Genomic DNA, 19597 nt, shown 5'->3' with positions numbered 1-19597 from the left:
TATAAAAGAATGAATATCAATTTTTCATTAGATCAACTCGAAGACGTTGCACAAAAAATCATAGCCGAAAAACCGAATAAAGTGATTCTTTTTCATGGAGAAATGGGCTTTGGAAAAACCACTTTGATCAAACAATTGTGTAAAAGTCTTGGCGTTACTGAGGCTACAAGCAGTCCAACTTTCTCTTTAGTTAATGAATATCAAACTATTGACAATCAAACGGTTTATCATTTTGATTTTTATAGATTGAATAAAGAAACGGAAGCTATGGATATGGGGATTGATGATTATTTATATTCCGGTAATTGGTGTTTTATTGAATGGGCGGAAAATATTCCAAATCTTATTCCCGAAGCACATTCAATCATTACCATTCAGTTACTTGCTGATGGAAACCGCTCATTAGAATTAAGTTAGATTACAACACTATGAATTTAGAAAATACCGTAGAAATTATTCCTTTCACGACAGAATTAAAGGAACATATTAAAACACTAAATTTAGAATGGCTGAGGAAATATTTCAAAGTGGAGCCTAAAGACGAAATTGTACTTTCGAACCCCCAAGTTGAAATTATTGATAAAGGCGGTATGATATTTTATGCCAAATACAATAACCAAATTATAGGTACCGTTTCTTTAATTAAAATAAACGATTACACTTTTGAATTGAGTAAAATGGCAGTTACAGATACGATTCAAGGCTTGGGAATAGGAAAAAAAATGATGGAGCATTGTTTAGCTGTTGCCAAAGAAAAAGACATTCAAAAACTTATTTTATACTCGAACAGAAGTTTACTGCCGGCCATTCATTTATATGAAAAATTTGGTTTTGTAGAAATAGATTTAGAAGATGGAATCTATGAAAGAGCCGATATAAAAATGGAAAGAATAATGGACTAATTTTAGTACTAGTAGATAATTTGCTTATAAAATTAACTATTGCAATCTTTTCTAAAAGTTTTACGTAAATTGTACCTCTAATATAAGAACCTAATGCCAATTACTCATACACCATTTACAAAGCAGCAGCTATTACCTCAGGAAGAAAAATTAGAAATAGCAAGACAAAAAAGTGATCTTTTTATTGGAATTCCAAAAGAAACCAGTTACCAGGAACGCCGCATTTGCCTTACTCCTGATGCCGTAAATTCGCTTACTTATCATGGACACCGTGTTATGATTGAAGCTGGTGCCGGACAAAGTTCCAGTTATTCCGATAAAGAATATTGTGATGCTGGTGCAGAAATCACTAATGACACCAAGAAAGTTTTTAGCTGTCCTATGATATTAAAAGTAGAACCAGCGACTTCTGCCGAAATAGCGATGATGAATCCTGATACCATTCTAATTTCGGCTATCCAATTGAAAACCAGAAAAAAAACCTATTTCGAAGCTTTAACCAAGAAAAAAATCACGGCTCTTGCTTTTGAATATATAAAAGATGAAGACGGAACCTACCCAGCAGTCAAATCATTAAGTGAAATCGCGGGAACTGCATCTATATTAATTGCAGCCGAATTGATGATTACCAATGAATTTGGAAAAGGATTATTATTTGGAAACATTACAGGCGTTCCTCCTACTGATGTTGTTATTTTGGGAGCGGGAACTGTCGGTGAATTTGCAGCGAAAACTGCGATAGGTTTAGGTGCCAGTGTGAAAGTATTTGATAATTCGATTACTAAACTACGTCGATTACAAAACAATTTAAACCAGCGAATTTTTACTTCTACAATTCAACCAAAATCATTGTTAAAGGCGTTGAGACGCTGTGATGTTGCCATTGGAGCCATGCGAGGGAAAGATCGTTGTCCAGTTGTAGTTACCGAAACAATGGTCGAACACATGAAAAATGGTGCCGTAATTGTTGATGTAAGCATTGATACTGGTGGTTGTTTTGAAACTTCAGAAGTTACCTCTCATGAAAAACCTACGTTTATTAAAAACAATGTTTTGCATTATTGTGTGCCCAATATTCCTTCCCGATATTCAAAAACAGCTTCACTTTCCATAAGCAATATTATTACGCCTTATCTAATGCAAATTGCTGAAGATGGCGGTATTGAAAGTGCCCTTCGATGCAATAAAGGTTTGAAAAACGGAGTGTATATGTACCACGGCATTCTAACAAACATTGCTATTGGCGAATGGTTTGACTTACCTAATAACGACATCAATTTAATTGTTTTTTAAGTAAACTTTCTTTTACCTTTGCCAAAAAATTAATCCATGAAATTTGTACATCGTTTTGCTTATTATTTAGTTGGTTTAGTATTAGGACTTTTTTTTGTAGCTGCTATTTTCAGCGGTAGAGACATTCGCTGCAACTATTTTCCAAATGCGAGAGTTTTGAATGATTTAAGAAATAAACCTTTTTATTATTCTGATAAAGCTTCCCAAATATTAGCTGAAAAATGGGTTGACACAACCGACATAAAAAACACATTGAAATTAGGCGACGTTGATTTTGATCAAAGTAATGTTCCAATGGAAAAAGGTAAATTATATGTAATTGATGGAAAAACGATGAAAAACCAACAGATTACACTAAAAATAATCAACTATCCGGAAAAAGCGGTTTTGCAGGATATCGTAAAGAAATAGTTTTCTAGCAATTGATTTAAAACACTATTTTTAGATATTTTTTAAACCAGTAAGATATTGAGAATATTGAACTTTCAAATATTTTTTAATGATTCTTAATCTCTTAATGGTGCATAAAAAATAGAACTTTAGACGTTTCCCGTAGAATTAAAATAAACAGTTAAATTCTACCACCAACTGTATATGAATTTGGGCGTGACCTTTGTAAAAACTTCAGGTCGTGCAGTTTGTTCCCGCTTTTTTTTAGAGGCTGAAACGCCTCTCAAAAAAGAGCTCCACTTCCATCACTCACGCAAACCAGTGTAAAAAAGAATGTATATCTTCAAACAACATCATCAATCTACAGGAATCCAGTCAATTATTTCTATTCCATTTTTTTTTAAATAATCATTGGTCTTGCTAAAATGCTTATTCCCAAACCATTTTCCTTGATTGGCACTCATCGGTGAAGGATGCCCTGATTCTAGAACTAAATGTTTGTTACGGTCGATTTTGAGTCCTTTTTTATGTGCAAAATTACCCCAAAGTAAAAAAACGACATGTTCCTTTTCCTCCAAAATTTTCTGAATTATAGCATCGGTAAAAAGGTTCCATTTTAAATGCTTATGACTGTTTGGAGTATCTTCTCTAACAGTTAACGAGGCGTTCAAAAGTAAAACGCCTTGTTTTGCCCAGTCTTCTAAATTTCCCGAAGTCGGCATGAAAATAGTGTCCAAATCATTGCTGACTTCCCGGAATATATTTCGTAATGAAGGTGGAATTCTAACGCCATCGTTTACCGAAAAACACAAACCATTCGCATCCCCTTTTCCATGATAAGGATCCTGACCAATGATAACTACTTTCAAATCTTTGAAACTACAATAATCAAAAGCAGCAAAAATCAATTCTTTTGGAGGATAACAAATATGACTCTTGTATTCCTCATCCACTACTTTCATTAAAACATGAAAATAAGGTTTCTGGATTTCGTCGGAAACAATAGTTTGCCATTCCGGATTGAGATTGATTTGCATTTTATTCAAATTTACCTAGTTCAGTTTTTAAAACAAATTCTAATTTAGGCAAATAATTTTCGCATATTTGATAAACAATCTCGTAATCTAACATTTCATAATGATGTGAAATAAAATCTCTAAAACGAATGATCTTGTTCCACTCCATGTCTGGATAATTAATTTCCAATAAATTATGTTTTCTAGAGGTGTTTTTTATGTTTTCTCCAATAGCTTGAAGACGGGTGACTATTGCGTCTAATAATGTTTTTCCGTATTCCGTTGAAACAAAATCAAATGGAGTATTAATTTCAGAAAATCTTTTATTACAAATATTGATATGTTCTAAAATAGTCTCTAACGAATATTTATAAACAGCATCATACATAAATTAAATCACTTTTAATAGTGTTAAGAAATCGTTCCGATACATGAGGACCTTTTCTGATAATTTCGACCTTCGTCTTTAATTTGTTTTCTAAATAAGAATATAATCCCATCAAAAGACTATAAGAGGGCTCTTTAAATTCAACAAAAAAATCAACATCACTATCCGAATTCTCCAGTCCTTTAGCATAAGAGCCGAACAAAGCAATGGATACAACTCCATAATTATCTTTCAGGAATTGCTTTTCTGTCTGCAAAGTATTGATTATTTCCTCTTTTTTCATTTAACAAATATAAAAATTAATTGTTTTAGATTAATACAACTTAACAAGTTTGTAACTTTGTATAAAATTTCTACATAATTAAATGATATCCATCACCGAAAAAACGTTACAAGACTTACAATTTCCAACCGTTCTAGAAACCATTTCGGCTATTTGTAATACTGATATTGGTAAACAAAAAGCGCTTGAAATAACCCCTTTTAAAGACAAGGAAACTTTGATGAAGGCGTTAATGCAAACATCTGAATATGTTTCGTCTTTCCAGAATAACAATGCGATTCCCAATCATGGTTTTGATGCCATCACTCATGAAATACGGTTTCTCGCAATTGAAGATAGTTTTCTCGAAGTGGGCAGTTTTAGAAAAATAGCAACCATATCGTCAACCGTAAATTTTTTATTAAGTTATTTTAAAAAATTCGAGGATTATTATCCAAATCTAAACTCGAGAGCTTTACAAGTTGAATTCACCAAAGATATTGTCGCGATGGTGGATGAAATCGTTGATAAATATGGCGAAATAAAAGACAATGCCTCACCTGATTTGTTGAATATTCGTCGAAATATGAATACCGTACGTGGTAAAGTGAATCAGAGTTTTGGAACTGCTTTAACGCAATATAATGCATTAGGATATTTAGATGATATCAAAGAGAGTTTTGTTCAAAACCGCAGGGTTTTAGCGGTTTTAGCTATGTACCGACGTAAAGTAAAAGGATCGATTCTGGGCAGTTCCAAAACAGGAAGCATTGCTTATATCGAACCGGAAGCAACGCTGAACTATTCCAGAGAATTAAGTAATTTAGAATACGAGGAAAAGGAAGAAATCACAAGGATTTTGAAGCAATTAACCAATCAAATCAGACCTTTTTTACCATTACTTATCCAGTACCAGGATTTCTTGAGTGATATTGATGTAATTGCTGCCAAAGCCAAATATGCCAACAGAATAAATGGGATTTTGCCTAAAATTACCGAAGAACGCCGACTTTATTTTAGAGACGCTTACCATCCTATTTTATATTTAAATAACAAACAGAAAAACGAAATTACGCATCCGCAAACCATTGAATTAGGTCAGGAAAACAGAATCATTGTGATTTCTGGTCCTAATGCCGGTGGGAAAACCATATCGTTGAAAACCGTTGGATTGCTGCAATTAATGTTGCAATCCGGAATGTTGATTCCCGTGCACGAACGTAGTGAAACCTTTTTATTTGACCGCATACTTACGGATATTGGCGATAATCAATCTATTGAAAATCATCTAAGTACCTATAGTTACCGATTAAAGAACATGAATTACTTTTTAAAGAAGTGCAATAGAAAAACAATGTTCCTGATTGATGAATTTGGTACCGGTTCTGATCCTGAATTAGGTGGTGCATTAGCCGAAATTTTCTTGGAAGAGTTCTATCATCGGGAAGCTTTTGGGATAATAACGACACATTATTCGAACTTGAAAATTCTGGCTAACGAATTGCCTTTCGCCACAAATGCTAATATGTTATTCGATGAAAAATCATTAGAACCGATGTACAAATTAGCTTTGGGACAAGCAGGAAGTTCTTTTACATTTGAAGTAGCGTTGAAAAATGGAATCCCATTCGGATTAATCAATCGAGCCAAAAAGAAGATTGAAGTTGGAAAAGTACGTTTCGATAAAACGATTGCCACACTTCAAAAAGAACGTTCTAAAATGGAGAAAACTTCGCAAACGCTAAAAGAAGAAGAAACCAAAGCGCGTGAAGAAGGAAAGAAAATGGAAACCATCAATGTAAAAATCAAACAAAAACTGGAAAGCTACCAGGAATTGTATGACAGCAATCAGAAGACGATTTACATTGGCCATAAAATTGAAGATATTGCAGAGAAATATTTTAATAATAAGAGCAAAAAAGATCTAATAGCTGATTTTTTAAAAATCATTGAAATAGAAAATTCAAAGCGCAAGAAAGCGACTCCTAAAGAAGCTAAAGCTATTGTAGCCAAGAAAAAAGAAGTTATCGAGGAAGTAACTGTTCATGTGGAAGAAATTAGAAAAGAAAAGAAAGAAAAGAAACTGAAACCCGTAATTGAAAAGCCCAAGCATATTTTAAAAGTAGGTGACAGAGTACGTATGTTTGATGGAAAAGCAGTGGGAAGTATTGATAATATTGAAAAAAACAAAGCAACAGTTAATTATGGCGTGTTTACCTCAAAAGTGAGTTTGGACGCATTAGAATTGGTGGAAGCGGTGAAAAAGTAGTAAGGGTATTCAGTTTACAGTCGCAGTATTCAGTCTATTCACATATTTTGTCATTTCGACGAAGGAGAAATCTCAGTTAGGTTGAATCGTTTTAAAAATTGAATTATGCTTGATATTCCTAAGAACAAAAAAATAATACTCTTCGATGGCGTCTGTAATCTATGCGACTCGGCAGTACAATTTATAATTAAACACGACAAAAAAGATGTATTTAGGTTTGTGGCGTTGCAATCAGATTTGGGTCAGGAAATCGTCAAACACATTGGAATTGATACTAAAAAAGTAGATAGTATCATTTTATATCAACCGGGAATCGCCTATTATTATAAGTCAGAAGCCGCAGTAGAAATTGCCAAAAGTTTAGGTGGTGTTTTTAACCTAGCAACTTTGTTTACCATTTTACCTACATCATTTAATAATCGAGTTTATAATTACATTGCAAAAAATCGGTATAAATGGTTTGGCAAAAAAGAGAATTGTCTAATACCCACAAAGGAGTTAAAATCTAAGTTTTTAGACTAATATATGTGATTATGACAATTATCATAGATTATATATTGTCGGAATTATAAATTTGATTAACCTTAAAATACAAATTTATGAAAGACACAACACTTTTTTCTTGGGATAACGGATCATTTATAATGATTGTCGTATTTGGTTTGGTAATAATCGGAATTGTTTCCGCTGTACTTCTTATGATGTATTCCGACAAAAAGAAATAGTATCATAAAAAAAGAGGATGCCTTTGCGGACATCCTCTGGATATTTAGTAGAATAATTTCGCTTTTGAAATTATTAACTTCTAATTAATTTTCTGTATTTCAATCGTTTTGGCGTTAAATCACCACCCAAACGTTTCTTTTTGTTTTCTTCGTAATCAGTGAAACCACCTTCGAAATAATATACTTCAGAGTTTCCTTCGAAAGCCAAAATGTGTGTACAAATTCTGTCTAGAAACCATCTGTCGTGAGAAATTACCACCGCACAACCTGCAAAATTCTCCAAACCTTCTTCCAAAGCACGAAGCGTATTGATATCCAAATCATTCGTTGGCTCATCCAGTAACAAAACGTTTCCTTCTTCTTTCAAAGTCATGGCAAGATGCAAACGGTTTCGTTCTCCACCTGAAAGCATCGAAACTTTCTTGTTTTGTTCTCCACCACCAAAATTAAATCGTGACAAATAAGCTCTTGAATTCACTTGCTTTCCGCCCATCATGATCAATTCCTGACCATCAGCAAAGTTTTCCCAAATTGATTTGTCCGGATTAATATTCGAATGCGCTTGATCTACATAAGCAATTTTCACGGTATCCCCAATTAAGAACTCTCCTGAATCTGGTTTTTCTTCACCCATTATCATTTTGAAAATAGTAGATTTACCAGCACCATTTGGTCCAATAATCCCAACAATTCCAGCTTGTGGTAACGTAAAGTTTAAATTATCATATAACAATTTATCTCCAAATGCTTTAGCAACATTTTTGGCTTCAATTACATTAGTTCCCAAACGCGGACCATTTGGAATATAAATCTCCAAATTTTCATCTAATTGTTTTTGGTCTTCGTTCAACAATTTATCGTAGTTCTGCAAACGCGCTTTTTGTTTCGTCTGACGTCCTTTGGCACCTTGACGAACCCAGTCCAACTCGCGTTCTAAATTTTTTCTACGTTTTGAAGCTGTTTTTTCCTCTAAAGCCATACGACCTGATTTTTGCTCCAGCCAAGAAGAATAATTCCCTTTCCAAGGAATTCCTTCGCCTCTATCCAATTCCAAAATCCAACCAGCAACATTATCCAAGAAATATCTATCGTGCGTTACTGCAATTACGGTTCCGGCATATTGTGCTAAATGTTGTTCTAACCAAAGTACACTTTCTGCATCCAAGTGATTCGTAGGCTCATCCAGAAGCAATACATCCGGTTGTTGCAACAACAAGCGACATAAAGCGACACGACGACGCTCCCCACCAGATAAATTCTTAATCGGCGTATCACCTTCTGGAGTTCGCAAAGCATCCATCGCAATTTCCAGTTTAGTGTCAATTTCCCAAGCACCCAATGCATCAATTTTGTCTTGTAAAAGCGCTTGACGATCCATCAATTGCTCCATTTTCTCTGCATTTTCATAGACTTCAGGCAAACCAAAACTATCATTGATCTTATTGAATTCATCTAGAACTGCCATTGTTTCAGCAACTCCTTCTCTTACAATTTCGATAACTGTTTTACTATCATCTAAAATAGGTTCTTGTTCTAAATAACCTACTGTGTAACCTGGTGCAAAAACGACATCACCTTGGTAGTTTTTGTCGACACCGGCAATAATTTTTAACAAAGATGATTTTCCGGAACCATTCAAACCCAAAATTCCAATTTTAGCTCCATAAAAGAAACTCAAATAGATATTTTTAAGTACTGGTTTATCGGCTCCTTGGTAGGTTTTACTCAATTTTGACATTGAGAATATTACTTTTTTATCGTCTGCCATAATTTTTGTTTAAAGTTTTTTTGTTTAAAGTTTAAGGTTACTCCACATACTGAATACTGGGGCTGATTACTTATTAAAGTCTTCCTTTAAGTGAACTAAACACCCAAGCATTAGCTAAAAATCCAACACCTACGGCGGCAAATCCCCATCCTGAAACATCACTGTAGCGGAAAGCTCCTAATCCTATTAAGAGTAATCCCATTAGAATCATTATTAAAGTTGCCCATCCTAAAATGGTGTTTTTATTCATTCCCATAACTGCGGTATTTTGTTTTTTAGAAATGCAAATATCGGCATTTTTTAGCCTTTAATTAAATATTTTATAAAGCATTTCTCTTAATAAATCAGATGAAGACAAGGCATTGGCACCAACACCTTTACTTTTTACATCAATATCTCTTAAAGCACCCACAATTTGGCTTACTTTTTTCATTGGATAATTCTTTAATGCCACATCATATTCCTTCAAAAAAAAAGGATTTACTCCCAGTACTGCCGCCACATTTTTTGGATTTTTATCTTTCAATCCATGGTATTTTAGCAGTTGAATGAAAAAACCAAAGACTAAACTCGTAGTCACGACCATTGGATTACCCTTTGGATTTTGAGCAAAATTTTCGGCAATCGTGTATGCTTTCAGTTGGTTGCGTTCTCCCAATGCTTTTCGCAGTTCAAATACATTAAAATCTTTGCTAAAACCTATATTTTCTTCGATATGTTTTGGAGTAATGGTACTGTTTACTGGTAAAATAATTTGTAGTTTTTCAAGTTCATTGTTTATTTTACTCAAATCAGTCCCCAAAAATTCCACTAACATAGCGGTTGCTTTGGGCTCAATTGCATATTTTTTACCCGCTAAAACGCGTTTAATCCAATCACCAACTTGGTTTTCATAGAGTTTTTTACTTTCGAACACCACGCCTGCTTTAGCCAAAAGTTTGGTTAACTTTTTTCTCCTATCTAAAGTTTTGTATTTGTAGCAAAAAACTAAAACTGTTGTTGACATTGGGTTTTCGGCATAACTTTCCAATTTGTCAATGGTACGAATTAAATCTTGCGCTTCTTTTACAATCACCACCTGACGCTCCGCCATCATAGGATAACGTTTGGCTGTCGATATAATATCTTCTATAGAAACATCGCGGCCATATAAAACCGTTTGATTAAACCCTTTTTCCTCTTCGGTCAACACTTTTTCTTCAATATAATCAGATAATTTGTCAATATAATAGGGCTCTTCTCCCATCAAAAAATAGATAGGTTTGATATTTCCTCCTTTAATATCGTTTACAATTTTTAATACTTCGTCCATTTTCTTTTTTGTTTAAAGTTTAAAGTTTAAAATTTGTTGAATCGTATGAAACTTTAAACCTTAAACTTTAAACTAAATAACTATTTTTGCTTAATGCAGCAATTAAATTTTCCTACTTATACTTTCCGTTTCAAAAATAGCGAAAATAAAGTCTCTATTTTTGATGAAATCAGGAAAAAATTTATCATTCTCACACCCGAAGAATGGGTTCGTCAGCATGTTGTTCAATTTTTATTGGAAGAAAAAAAATATCCAAAATCATTAATAAACGTAGAAAAAGTTTTAATGGTCAACGGATTACGAAAACGATATGATGTTGTTGTATTCAATTCCGATGGTTCAATTTTTGTTTTAATCGAATGCAAAGCCCCCGCGATAAAAATTGCTCAAGCTACTTTTGACCAAATTGCCCGTTACAATATGACATTGAAGTCCCAATTTTTGATGTTGACCAATGGTCTGAATCATTACTTTTGTCAAATGGATTTTGACAATGAAAAATATCAGTTTCTACAAGAATTACCTGATTACACATTAAATAATTTAAAAACTGAACCGTCAGAATGAAAATAGCTGTTGTCATACTCAATTGGAACGGAGTACAATTATTAGAACAATTTTTACCTTCAGTAGTAAAATATTCTCCCGAAGCCACTATTTATTTGGCCGATAATGATTCAACTGATGATTCAATTTCATTTGTGATGGCCAATTTTCCATTGGTTAAAATTGTAAAAAATGATACGAATTTAGGTTTCGCCGGCGGATACAACGAAGCATTAAAATACATTGTTGCCGATATTTACGCTTTGGTAAATTCGGATATTGAAGTTACTGAAAATTGGTTACAACCCGTCATTAACACTTTCGATAAAGAGCCTCAAACTGCTATTATTCAGCCTAAAATATTAGATTACAAAAACAAAGAATATTTTGAATATGCTGGTGCTGCCGGAGGATTTGTTGATAAATACGGTTATGCATATTGTCGAGGTCGCATTTTTGAAACTTTAGAAAAAGACAATAAACAATACGACGACAATAGGGAAATATTTTGGGCATCTGGAGCTTGTTTTTTTATTCGAAGTACCGTTTTTAAAGAATTAAAAGGCTTTGACGCTGATTTTTTTGCACATCAGGAAGAAATAGATTTATGTTGGCGGGCTTTCAATAAAAGCTACAAAATAAAATATATTTCGGGGTCAGTGGTTTTTCACGTTGGCGGCGCAACTTTACAACAGGGAAACCCCAAAAAAACGTATCTGAATTTTAGAAACTCATTGTTTATGTTGACTAAAAATTTGCCAAAAGGTAAATTGTATTGGATTTTATTCTGCCGAATGATTCTTGATGCCATTGCCGGAATACAATTTCTTTTGCAAGGAAAATTCAATCACTTTTTGGCAGTAATAAAGGCTCATGGTTCCCTTTATAGTAATTTTGCTGTTCATTATAAAAAAAGAGAAAAATTTCAATCAGAAAAATACTATCACCAAAAAAGCATCGTTTATTTGTACTTTATCAAAAAAGTCAAATTTTTTAGTGATATAATTAACATTAAAATAAATATTAAAAACTAAGTTTGTAATTCACGTCTAATTAAATTAACATTTATGAAAAAAATTGTAATAGCTTTATCCGTATTAGCACTTTTATCTTCTTGTGTTTCTAAAAAGAAATACACTGATTTAGAAGCCAGAAACAAAGAAACTCAAGATTTATTGAATACTGCAACCGTAAAACTTAATTCTTGTTTAGAAGAAAAAGCGGGTTTAACTGCGACTGTTGCTGGTTTAAAAGACCAAAATCAAGGATTAATAAGCACTTCTAAAGACATGACAGTATTGTCTACAAAAGGAGCTGAAAACATTGAAAAAGCTTTAGAATCTATCAAAGAGAAAGATTTGAAAATAAGCAGAATGCAAGATGCTTTAACTAAAAAAGACAGTGTTACTCTAGCTTTAGTAACCAGTTTAAAAAGCTCAGTAGGAATTTCTGATCCAGATATTGAAATAAATGTTGAAAAAGGAGTTGTTTTTATCTCAATTGCTGACAAATTATTGTTCAAAACCGGAAGTTATGATGTAACCGACAAAGCTAAAGGTGTTTTGGCTAAAGTGGCCAAAGTGGTAAACGACAAACCTGATTTTGAATGCATGGTTGAAGGACATACGGATAATGTACCTTACAAAGGAAGCGGAATATTACTTGACAACTGGGATTTAAGTGTAAAACGTTCTACCTCAATAATTCGTGTATTAACGAATCAACTAGGTGTTAAACCAGAACAATTAATTGCAGCAGGAAGAAGTTCTTACATTCCGTTGGTAGATAATAATTCTGCGGAAAACAGAGCGCGTAACAGAAGAACTCGTATTGTTGTATTGCCAAAAATCGATCAATTTTATGATATGATTGAAAAAGAAATGAAAAAACAGAAACAATAATAAGATTTCAATCTACTGTTTAACCAAAAACGTCCCAAGAAATTGGGACGTTTTTGTATTTTAAATGAACATTAAAAGCCAATGCTGGAATTCTTTTTTGAAAATAAAACTGAATTATAAAATATCTAAACTTCCTTTTCCTTCTCTAACTACAATAGGTTCATCACCAGATAGATCAATGATTGTTGAACCTACATTATCACCGTATCCGCCATCTATAACTACATCTACAAGGTTTTGCCATTTTTCAAAAATGAGCTCCGGATCAGTGGTATATTCGATGACATCATCCTCATCGTGAATGGAAGTGGAAACAATTGGATTTCCCAGCAATTTAACTATTTCAAGCGCAATGGAATTATCAGGAACCCTGATTCCGACCGTAGTTTTCTTTTTGAATTCTTTAGGCAAATTGTTATTGCCAGGCAAAATAAAAGTGTATGGACCAGGTAAAGCTCTTTTTAATATTTTAAAAGTTGACGTGTCTATTTGTCTCACATAATCTGATATATTACTCAAATCGTGACAAATAAAAGAGAAATTCGCTTTGTCTAGTTTAACGCCTTTTATCTTGGCAATACGTTCTAATGCTTTGGTATTGGTAATATCACAACCCAATCCATAAACCGTATCTGTTGGATAAATAACCAAACCACCCTCTTTTAAAACCTTTACTACTTTGGCAATAGCCGCTTCGTTCGGTTTATCAGGGTATATTTTTATAAATTGAGCCATTTTATTTCGTTTAAAGTTTAATTGATTAAAGTTTAAAGTTCGCCATCTTGGCACCTATAAACTTTAAAAATATTTATCCTATTATATCCAGTTTTGCAAATCGCAATAATAATTTCTTAATTCCGCCTACTTCAAATTTGATTTCGGCTTTTTTATCAGCACCCGATCCATCCAGATTTAATACTTCTCCTTTTCCAAAACGTTCGTGCATCACGATATTTCCGGCAACTAATTTATTATCAAACAAATTAGCGGTCCCCGATGCGTTATTACTGGAAACGGGTTTCAATTTTCGAACGTTGATATCTGATTTTGGTTCATTATTCGTAGCGTATTTTGGTGGAGTTCCATTCGCTGGTTTGGCCAAACGTAATTTGGATTTATCAACATCACCAAAAATATCACTGTCAATCATTGGTTTGTAGCGATAATTATTTTCTGCAGGTGTTAAATATTCTAAGTATTGACTGTCGATTTCTTCGATAAATCTTGAAGGTTCACTATCAGTCAATTTTCCCCAGCGGTAACGCGATTGCGCATAAGTTAAATATGCCTGATGTTCGGCTCTGGTCAAAGCTACATAAAACAAACGACGCTCTTCTTCGAGTTCACTTCTGGTGCTCATACTCATCGCACTCGGAAATAAATCTTCCTCCATTCCCACCACAAAAACCTGAGGAAATTCCAATCCTTTGGCTAAATGTATCGTCATCAAAGCCACACGATCTTCGTCACTCGTATCTTTATCTAAATCGGTCGCCAAAGCAACATCTTCCATAAATTCAGACAAAGCGCCTCTTGCACCATCAATTTCTTTTTGACCTTCGGTAAAATCCTTGATACCGTTTAATAATTCCTCAATATTTTGAATTTTTGCCATTCCCTCAGGAGTAGCATCTTTCTTTAATTCCTGTACTAATCCTGTTTTTTTGGAAACATGATCGGTAATATAAAAAGCATCTTGATTTTCGTTTATTACCTGAAAACTCTGAATCATTGTCACAAAATCTTGCAACTTCTGTTTCGTTCCCGAGTTTAATTTTAAATCAATTTTATCGATATTCTGCATTACTTCCCATATAGAACGCTTGTAATGATTGGCCGCAATAGTTAATTTTTCAATTGTTGTATCTCCAATTCCACGAGCCGGATAGTTAATCACTCGAACCAAAGCTTCTTCATCTTTTGGATTGATAACTAATCGCAAATAACACAATACATCTTTGATTTCTTTTCTTTGGTAAAAGGACAAACCACCGTAAATTCGGTACGGAATATCTCGTTTTCTCAAGGCATCTTCCATAGCACGCGATTGTGCATTCGTACGATACAAAATGGCAAATTGACCATTCATCATCTGATGTTGCATCTTTTGTTCGAAAATTGTACTGGCAACAAAACGTCCTTCTTCGGCATCAGTCATACTACGATGCACTTTTATTTTTGGACCAAAATCATTGGCAGTCCAAACTATTTTATCAAGTTTTACTTTATTTTTTTCAATGATGGTATTGGCCGCTTCAACTATATTTTTTGTCGAACGGTAATTTTGTTCTAATCTAAAGGTTTTTACACCTTCATAATCTTTCTGAAAATTCAGAATGTTATTTATATTGGCACCTCGAAACGCATAAATACTTTGCGCATCATCCCCTACCACACATATATTTTGAAATTTATCTGATAAAGCCCGCACAATCAAATATTGCGAATGATTTGTATCTTGGTACTCATCCACTAAAATATAGCGAAAACGGTTTTGGTATTTCGCTAAAACTTCCGGAAAACGAGTTAATAGTTCATTGGTTTTTAAAAGTAAATCATCAAAGTCCATAGCTCCAGATTTGAAACAACGGTCTACATAATTTTGATAAATTTCCCCCAAACGCGGCTTTTTAGCCATCGCATCTGCCTCCTGTAATTCAGGATTATTGAAGTAGGCTTTTACGGTGATTAAACTATTTTTATAACTGGAAATTCTGCTTAAAACCTGCTTTGGTTTGTACACATCGCGGTCCAATTGCATTTCTTTGATAATTCCAGAAATACAACGAAGAGAATCCTGTGAATCGTAAATGGTAAAATTTGAAGGATAGCCTAAATGCTCCGCTTCCGAACGTAGAATTCGGGCAAAAACCGAGTGAAAAGTTCCCATCCAAAGATTTTTGGCTTCGCTTGAACCAACAATATCTGATATACGCTTTTTCATTTCGCGCGCAGCCTTGTTGGTGAACGTCAGTGACAATATACTAAACGAGTCTACTCCCTGACTCATCAAATAAGCAATTCTAATAGTCAACACACGCGTTTTTCCAGAACCGGCACCCGCAATGATGATCATTGGACCGTCTTTTTGCAATACCGGTTCGCGTTGGGCTTCGTTTAGTTGATCAATATATTTGTGCATGTAATTTTATCTAATAATATTATGCAAAAATAGCGATTTAGAATGAGGTTTTAGGTACCAAAAAACAACAATTGGTCAATTCATTTCAAATGATGCTTTATTCAAAATTTTCACGTATATTTTTTCCAAAACACATCGTAAGCAAACCTAATTAGCGTACCCACAACAACAACCAAAAAGAAAATCCGAATAAAACTATTTCCTTTATTGATGGCTAATTTAGCACCAATCCACCCGCCAAAAGCATTGCTGGCAGCCATTGGCAAAGCAATAGCCCAAATAATTTTCCCTTTCAAAATAAATAGGCAAATGGAACCAAAATTGGTCGCCAGATTCACCATTTTAGCATTTGCGGAAGCGTGTAAAAAATCAAAACCCATTAAAGCAATGAACGCTACCACTAGAAAACTACCCGTTCCAGGTCCGATAAATCCGTCATAAAAACCAACTACAAAACTGATTCCGATGGCATGGAAGATTTGAGTTTTATGAGAGAGATTTTTTTCTATATGTTGTCCAAAATTCTTCTTAGCATACGTATAAATCACTAAAAAAGATAGAACAACCAATAATAACGGTTTCATGAAGTCATTACTGACATAAGTTAGCAAAGTAGATCCTAGAAACGCCGAAGGGAAGGCCATAATCATCATAATGGCCAATAATCTCCAATTCATATCGACCTTTTTGAGGTATTGATGAGCTGCAAAAGCAGTTCCACTGAAAGAAGGTACTTTTAACGACCCTATTACTGTCGCAACCGGAAGATTTGGCAATAAAATTAATCCCATAGGAGTTTGAATCAATCCGCCACCGCCAACAATCGCATCGATAAATCCGGCAGCAAAAGCGGCAATACAAAGCAAAATAATTATGTAAGACTCCATTTAAAATTTTTATAAAAACTAATAGTTCGTAAAAATACAGTTCGCTTTTATTTTTTACAATTAAAATGACACCGATTTATAAACTAAAAGTATATTTTTGCCTTTATAAATTTCAACAAAAATATGGATTCAATTAAAATTATAGAATTATTAAGTTACACTTTGCCGGCAATTATTACAGGTCTTGTGGCTTATTATTTTTTTGATCTTCATACTAAAAACGAGGAAGGAAGACGTAGGTATTTATTAAATAAAGAAGCGCAGAAAAATGCTTTACCGTTGCGTTTGCAAGCATACGAGCGATTGACTTTATACATGGAACGAATTAATCCTACTAAATTATTAATTCGAATTGCTCCTCTTTCACAAGATAAAAATGATTACGAAAACCTTGTAATTGCACAAATAGAACAGGAATTTGAACACAATTTGACCCAACAAATATACATGTCTGATGAATGCTGGACTATTATAGTTACCGCAAAAAATGCAACAATCCAGATGCTTCGAAAAGCAAACATGAGTGATCGTGTGGATAGCGCTGACAAACTTCGTGAAGTCATTTTGAGTGATTTATTGGAAAAACAATCTCCAAGTAATGCGGCGTTAGCCTACATTAAAAATGAAGTTGGACAATTATGGTAAGCATTATATGCTTGCTATTCTTTTAATAATCGGTTGAGTTGAAATTGCTCTTTTTCGTCCAAATCCATTAAAATTCTTTCGAAAGATACTCTCATCTCCTTATTTTTTAATAAGTTTCTGATATTATCTCGTCCAAATTTAGAAAATTGCCACATGTGATGTGTGGTTGCATTAACTAAATTTTTCAAAACAATGTCATTGATTAACTGATAAGCGATGAGATTTTCTAAAGCATTTTGGCGTGTAGTTGCTTCATATTTGGAAGATGAATATCCGATTAATTCTTTAATTAAAACCTCTTTATTTTTCGAATAATCGGGAGTTGTTAAAGCCAGTGATAACCATAATGTCCTTAAGTTATAATCATTGAAACCAATCCAATCTTTAGATTTATCCAAATTTTTATAACGTTGTTCCGGGAAATTATTCCATAAATTATACAATGCTATTTCCTGAGTTTGATACGATTTGTCATTCAATAAACTTTCATATTGCGCTCTGAAATCCTCTGGAATTTCATTAAAATTATTGGCAACTTCTTGACGAACTTGTAAATTATTTGTTTCCAAAGCAAGAATTAATAACTGTTTTTTATCTTCGAATTTTTCTTTTTTTAATTGATTTACAATCGCTTTTTTAATAGTAAAATAAACATTGGATTGTAAGACTTTTACAAAAAAATATTTTTTCTCCGATAATGGTTTACTTCTAAATTTTTCAACTTCAAACAGCGTTTGCATAGATTTATTTTTTAACAATAAAGCATTAGCTTGTTGCGTATTAAACGCACTTGATTCAAGCCATACTTTACTAAAATTATTTAAATCATAATGAGATACTTTTTTAATTTCATCAAAGAAATTTTGAGTATTTACGGTTTGATAAGCATACTTTTTAAGATAGGACTTTACTGCTTTTTTAAAGGCTTTGTCCCCAATTTCTTCGTGTAAAACATGCAATGCCCAAGCTCCTTTTTGGTAAAAAGTCAACGAACTTGCTTTGGCATTCAAAACTGGAATCGAATCCGTTCGGGAAGCGTATTTTAATTGCTGCGCAGATTCATATAATTTGGAATAAAAATAATCTTCACCATAGATTTCCTTTTCAGCCAGCAGCGCATAATAAGTCGCAAAACCTTCTTGTAACCAATGATGTTTGCTGTTTTCGGCGGTGACTAAATTTCCAAACCATTGATGCGCCAATTCATGTGCGTTCACATTAGTGTAGCTTCGATCTTCAAAACCTGTCGAATCAACCATATAGCGACTCGAGAACAAGGTCGACGAGGTATTTTCCATTCCTGCATATAAAAAATCACGAACTGGCGTTTGTTTGTATATTTCCCAAGGATAGTTCACTCCTATTTCTGTTTCCAGAAAATCAAACATTACCTGTGAATAGCGATAGGTTGGTTCAAATCTAGCGGCATCTTTAGCTTCATAATACATTTCCAACGGCACTCCAGAATGCGAGATTTCTATTTTCTTTTCGAATTTTCCAATGGCAAGCATTAGTAAATAAGAACTCATTGGTTTTTCCATGCGGAATTGCCAATATACTTTATTTTTATTCTCGCTATTTACGATTTTACTACTCAAAGATCCATTAGAAATCACCTGATAATCCGCATCAAAAGCAATTCCTAAATTGAAAGTTACTTTTTCATTTACATCATCAAAACTAGGAAACCAATGACTGGTATTTTTCCCCTGCCCTTGTGTCCAAATTTGATCTTCTACAAAATACATCGTTTGTTTTGGCTTTGCCACATAGTCAAAAACCAATTCATTTTTTCCTTTTTTGAACGGAAAAATGATCTGTAATTGCCTGCCAGTATTGAGATATTCAATACTTTTATCATTCATTTTCATGTTAGAAAAACTCATGCTTTGCGCATCTATTTTAATAGTATCTGTTGGATTTAAAATGGTAAACCAATAAATTACGTTTCCCGAAACAGTTTTTTCTTTGGCATCGATTGCGATCTGAGCAAAAACTGATTTGAAATCAACATATTTAGTTTGCTGTGCAAAAATGAAAGTAGAAAATAAAATTAATAGGTATTTCATGTATGAATATTTTAAACGAAAAATTCAAAGTTACAATCATTTGCGCAACTAATCGGCGGAAATTTGTAAGTTTACTTTGAAA

At 33.6% G+C, this 19597-nt stretch carries 21 protein-coding genes; 11 read left to right on the top strand and 10 right to left on the bottom strand.

Annotation, left to right across the window (positions count from 1 at the left end; all coding sequences use genetic code 11):
* Positions 1 to 9 precede the first annotated feature (9 nt).
* The 4 genes from tsaE (at position 10) to H4V97_RS01890 (ending at position 2606) form a co-directional block, all read left to right on the top strand.
* Positions 10 to 417 (top strand): tRNA (adenosine(37)-N6)-threonylcarbamoyltransferase complex ATPase subunit type 1 TsaE, encoded by a 408-nt coding sequence (gene tsaE, locus H4V97_RS01905; RefSeq protein ID WP_196851381.1) that lies wholly within the window; start codon positions 10 to 12, stop codon positions 415 to 417.
* 11 nt (positions 418 to 428) lie between these two features.
* Positions 429 to 902: a GNAT family N-acetyltransferase gene (locus H4V97_RS01900; protein WP_196851380.1), complete on the top strand. Its 474-nt coding sequence runs from the start codon at positions 429 to 431 to the stop codon at positions 900 to 902.
* A 93-nt stretch (positions 903 to 995) separates the two neighbouring features.
* Complete coding sequence (locus tag H4V97_RS01895; RefSeq protein ID WP_196851379.1) at positions 996 to 2195, top strand: alanine dehydrogenase; 1200 nt, start codon at positions 996 to 998, stop codon at positions 2193 to 2195.
* Between the two features lie 36 nt (positions 2196 to 2231).
* The gene (locus H4V97_RS01890) at positions 2232 to 2606 is read left to right on the top strand and encodes a DUF4258 domain-containing protein (protein WP_196851378.1); all 375 of its coding nucleotides are present in this window, start codon (positions 2232 to 2234) and stop codon (positions 2604 to 2606) included.
* A 335-nt stretch (positions 2607 to 2941) separates the two neighbouring features.
* On the opposite strand, the gene ung is transcribed toward H4V97_RS01890, so the two are convergent.
* From ung to H4V97_RS01875, 3 genes are read right to left on the bottom strand one after another with little or no spacing between them, the layout of a single operon-like run.
* Positions 2942 to 3622 (bottom strand): uracil-DNA glycosylase, encoded by a 681-nt coding sequence (gene ung, locus H4V97_RS01885; protein WP_209548762.1) that lies wholly within the window; start codon positions 3620 to 3622, stop codon positions 2942 to 2944.
* 1 nt (position 3623) lies between these two features.
* Positions 3624 to 3989: a DUF86 domain-containing protein gene (locus H4V97_RS01880; protein ID WP_196851376.1), complete on the bottom strand. Its 366-nt coding sequence runs from the start codon at positions 3987 to 3989 to the stop codon at positions 3624 to 3626.
* Positions 3982 to 4272 carry a nucleotidyltransferase family protein gene (locus H4V97_RS01875; RefSeq protein ID WP_209548761.1) on the bottom strand — a complete coding sequence of 97 codons (291 nt, stop codon included), beginning with the start codon at positions 4270 to 4272 and terminating at the stop codon, positions 3982 to 3984. Before H4V97_RS01875 ends, H4V97_RS01880 begins: the two co-directional genes overlap by 8 nt.
* Positions 4273 to 4354: 82 nt before the next feature.
* Between H4V97_RS01875 and H4V97_RS01870 the strand changes: the two genes are divergently transcribed.
* The 3 genes from H4V97_RS01870 (at position 4355) to H4V97_RS15920 (ending at position 7245) form a co-directional block, all read left to right on the top strand.
* On the top strand, positions 4355 to 6520 hold the full coding sequence (locus H4V97_RS01870) for an endonuclease MutS2 (protein ID WP_196851374.1): 2166 nt from the start codon (positions 4355 to 4357) through the stop codon (positions 6518 to 6520).
* 105 nt (positions 6521 to 6625) lie between these two features.
* A complete protein-coding gene (locus H4V97_RS01865) occupies positions 6626 to 7042 on the top strand; it encodes a thiol-disulfide oxidoreductase DCC family protein (RefSeq protein ID WP_196851373.1) in 417 nt (138 codons plus the stop codon).
* Positions 7043 to 7119: 77 nt separating this feature from the next.
* Entirely contained in the window at positions 7120 to 7245 is a 126-nt protein-coding gene (locus H4V97_RS15920; protein WP_255549346.1) for a hypothetical protein, read from the top strand.
* 73 nt (positions 7246 to 7318) lie between these two features.
* Here the strand turns inward: H4V97_RS15920 and ettA are convergent, their stop codons facing one another.
* From ettA to holA, 3 genes are all read right to left on the bottom strand, one after another.
* A complete protein-coding gene (ettA, locus tag H4V97_RS01860) occupies positions 7319 to 9013 on the bottom strand; it encodes an energy-dependent translational throttle protein EttA (protein WP_196851372.1) in 1695 nt (564 codons plus the stop codon).
* Between the two features lie 73 nt (positions 9014 to 9086).
* Positions 9087 to 9269, bottom strand: coding sequence for a CAL67264 family membrane protein (locus tag H4V97_RS01855; RefSeq protein ID WP_196851371.1), 183 nt, complete (start codon positions 9267 to 9269; stop codon positions 9087 to 9089).
* Between the two features lie 51 nt (positions 9270 to 9320).
* Positions 9321 to 10325: a DNA polymerase III subunit delta gene (gene holA / locus H4V97_RS01850; protein ID WP_196851370.1), complete on the bottom strand. Its 1005-nt coding sequence runs from the start codon at positions 10323 to 10325 to the stop codon at positions 9321 to 9323.
* Positions 10326 to 10418: 93 nt separating this feature from the next.
* Between holA and H4V97_RS01845 the strand changes: the two genes are divergently transcribed.
* From H4V97_RS01845 to H4V97_RS01835, 3 genes are read left to right on the top strand one after another with little or no spacing between them, the layout of a single operon-like run.
* Positions 10419 to 10892 carry a type I restriction enzyme HsdR N-terminal domain-containing protein gene (locus tag H4V97_RS01845; protein WP_196851369.1) on the top strand — a complete coding sequence of 158 codons (474 nt, stop codon included), beginning with the start codon at positions 10419 to 10421 and terminating at the stop codon, positions 10890 to 10892.
* Positions 10889 to 11905, top strand: coding sequence for a glycosyltransferase family 2 protein (locus H4V97_RS01840; RefSeq protein ID WP_196851368.1), 1017 nt, complete (start codon positions 10889 to 10891; stop codon positions 11903 to 11905). Before H4V97_RS01845 ends, H4V97_RS01840 begins: the two co-directional genes overlap by 4 nt.
* 33 nt (positions 11906 to 11938) lie before the next feature.
* A complete protein-coding gene (locus tag H4V97_RS01835) occupies positions 11939 to 12772 on the top strand; it encodes a flagellar motor protein MotB (RefSeq protein WP_196851367.1) in 834 nt (277 codons plus the stop codon).
* Positions 12773 to 12886: 114 nt separating this feature from the next.
* Here H4V97_RS01835 and H4V97_RS01830 read toward each other — a convergent pair whose 3' ends face one another.
* The 3 genes from H4V97_RS01830 to H4V97_RS01820 all read right to left on the bottom strand — a co-directional run bounded on the left by H4V97_RS01830 (position 12887) and on the right by H4V97_RS01820 (position 16801).
* On the bottom strand, positions 12887 to 13507 hold the full coding sequence (locus H4V97_RS01830) for an L-threonylcarbamoyladenylate synthase (RefSeq protein WP_196851366.1): 621 nt from the start codon (positions 13505 to 13507) through the stop codon (positions 12887 to 12889).
* A 73-nt stretch (positions 13508 to 13580) separates the two neighbouring features.
* The gene (locus H4V97_RS01825; RefSeq protein WP_196851365.1) at positions 13581 to 15914 is read right to left on the bottom strand and encodes an ATP-dependent helicase; all 2334 of its coding nucleotides are present in this window, start codon (positions 15912 to 15914) and stop codon (positions 13581 to 13583) included.
* 110 nt (positions 15915 to 16024) lie between these two features.
* Complete coding sequence (locus H4V97_RS01820; protein ID WP_196851364.1) at positions 16025 to 16801, bottom strand: sulfite exporter TauE/SafE family protein; 777 nt, start codon at positions 16799 to 16801, stop codon at positions 16025 to 16027.
* A gap of 123 nt (positions 16802 to 16924) precedes the next feature.
* Here H4V97_RS01820 and H4V97_RS01815 point away from each other — a divergent pair, with 123 nt between their 5' ends.
* Positions 16925 to 17446, top strand: a complete 522-nt coding sequence (locus H4V97_RS01815) for a hypothetical protein (protein WP_196851363.1) — start codon at positions 16925 to 16927, stop codon at positions 17444 to 17446.
* A 14-nt stretch (positions 17447 to 17460) separates the two neighbouring features.
* Here the strand turns inward: H4V97_RS01815 and H4V97_RS01810 are convergent, their stop codons facing one another.
* On the bottom strand, positions 17461 to 19515 hold the full coding sequence (locus H4V97_RS01810) for a M1 family metallopeptidase (protein WP_196851362.1): 2055 nt from the start codon (positions 19513 to 19515) through the stop codon (positions 17461 to 17463).
* Positions 19516 to 19597: the final 82 nt, after the last annotated feature.

Origin of the sequence: Flavobacterium sp. CG_23.5 (assembly GCF_017875765.1) — a bacterium.
Taxonomy (GTDB): domain Bacteria; phylum Bacteroidota; class Bacteroidia; order Flavobacteriales; family Flavobacteriaceae; genus Flavobacterium.
The sequence above is the reverse complement of the archived record's forward strand: the minus strand, read 5'-3'. Positions and strand labels throughout refer to the sequence as shown.

What these genes read in the sequence shown, in the direction of transcription:
- H4V97_RS01830 (WP_196851366.1), bottom strand. Translation starts at nt 13,507, where the DNA reads ATGGCTCAATTTATAAAAATATACCCTGATAAACCGAACGAAGCGGCT.
- H4V97_RS01840 (WP_196851368.1), top strand. Translation starts at nt 10,889, where the DNA reads ATGAAAATAGCTGTTGTCATACTCAATTGGAACGGAGTACAATTATTA.
- H4V97_RS01875 (WP_209548761.1), bottom strand. Translation starts at nt 4,272, where the DNA reads ATGAAAAAAGAGGAAATAATCAATACTTTGCAGACAGAAAAGCAATTC.
- H4V97_RS01810 (WP_196851362.1), bottom strand. Translation starts at nt 19,515, where the DNA reads ATGAAATACCTATTAATTTTATTTTCTACTTTCATTTTTGCACAGCAA.
- ung (WP_209548762.1), bottom strand. Translation starts at nt 3,622, where the DNA reads ATGCAAATCAATCTCAATCCGGAATGGCAAACTATTGTTTCCGACGAA.
- H4V97_RS01870 (WP_196851374.1), top strand. Translation starts at nt 4,355, where the DNA reads ATGATATCCATCACCGAAAAAACGTTACAAGACTTACAATTTCCAACC.
- H4V97_RS01900 (WP_196851380.1), top strand. Translation starts at nt 429, where the DNA reads ATGAATTTAGAAAATACCGTAGAAATTATTCCTTTCACGACAGAATTA.
- H4V97_RS01825 (WP_196851365.1), bottom strand. Translation starts at nt 15,914, where the DNA reads ATGCACAAATATATTGATCAACTAAACGAAGCCCAACGCGAACCGGTA.
- H4V97_RS01815 (WP_196851363.1), top strand. Translation starts at nt 16,925, where the DNA reads ATGGATTCAATTAAAATTATAGAATTATTAAGTTACACTTTGCCGGCA.
- H4V97_RS15920 (WP_255549346.1), top strand. Translation starts at nt 7,120, where the DNA reads ATGAAAGACACAACACTTTTTTCTTGGGATAACGGATCATTTATAATG.
- H4V97_RS01865 (WP_196851373.1), top strand. Translation starts at nt 6,626, where the DNA reads ATGCTTGATATTCCTAAGAACAAAAAAATAATACTCTTCGATGGCGTC.
- H4V97_RS01820 (WP_196851364.1), bottom strand. Translation starts at nt 16,801, where the DNA reads ATGGAGTCTTACATAATTATTTTGCTTTGTATTGCCGCTTTTGCTGCC.
- ettA (WP_196851372.1), bottom strand. Translation starts at nt 9,013, where the DNA reads ATGGCAGACGATAAAAAAGTAATATTCTCAATGTCAAAATTGAGTAAA.
- H4V97_RS01895 (WP_196851379.1), top strand. Translation starts at nt 996, where the DNA reads ATGCCAATTACTCATACACCATTTACAAAGCAGCAGCTATTACCTCAG.
- tsaE (WP_196851381.1), top strand. Translation starts at nt 10, where the DNA reads ATGAATATCAATTTTTCATTAGATCAACTCGAAGACGTTGCACAAAAA.
- H4V97_RS01855 (WP_196851371.1), bottom strand. Translation starts at nt 9,269, where the DNA reads ATGGGAATGAATAAAAACACCATTTTAGGATGGGCAACTTTAATAATG.
- H4V97_RS01835 (WP_196851367.1), top strand. Translation starts at nt 11,939, where the DNA reads ATGAAAAAAATTGTAATAGCTTTATCCGTATTAGCACTTTTATCTTCT.
- H4V97_RS01880 (WP_196851376.1), bottom strand. Translation starts at nt 3,989, where the DNA reads ATGTATGATGCTGTTTATAAATATTCGTTAGAGACTATTTTAGAACAT.
- holA (WP_196851370.1), bottom strand. Translation starts at nt 10,325, where the DNA reads ATGGACGAAGTATTAAAAATTGTAAACGATATTAAAGGAGGAAATATC.
- H4V97_RS01845 (WP_196851369.1), top strand. Translation starts at nt 10,419, where the DNA reads ATGCAGCAATTAAATTTTCCTACTTATACTTTCCGTTTCAAAAATAGC.
- H4V97_RS01890 (WP_196851378.1), top strand. Translation starts at nt 2,232, where the DNA reads ATGAAATTTGTACATCGTTTTGCTTATTATTTAGTTGGTTTAGTATTA.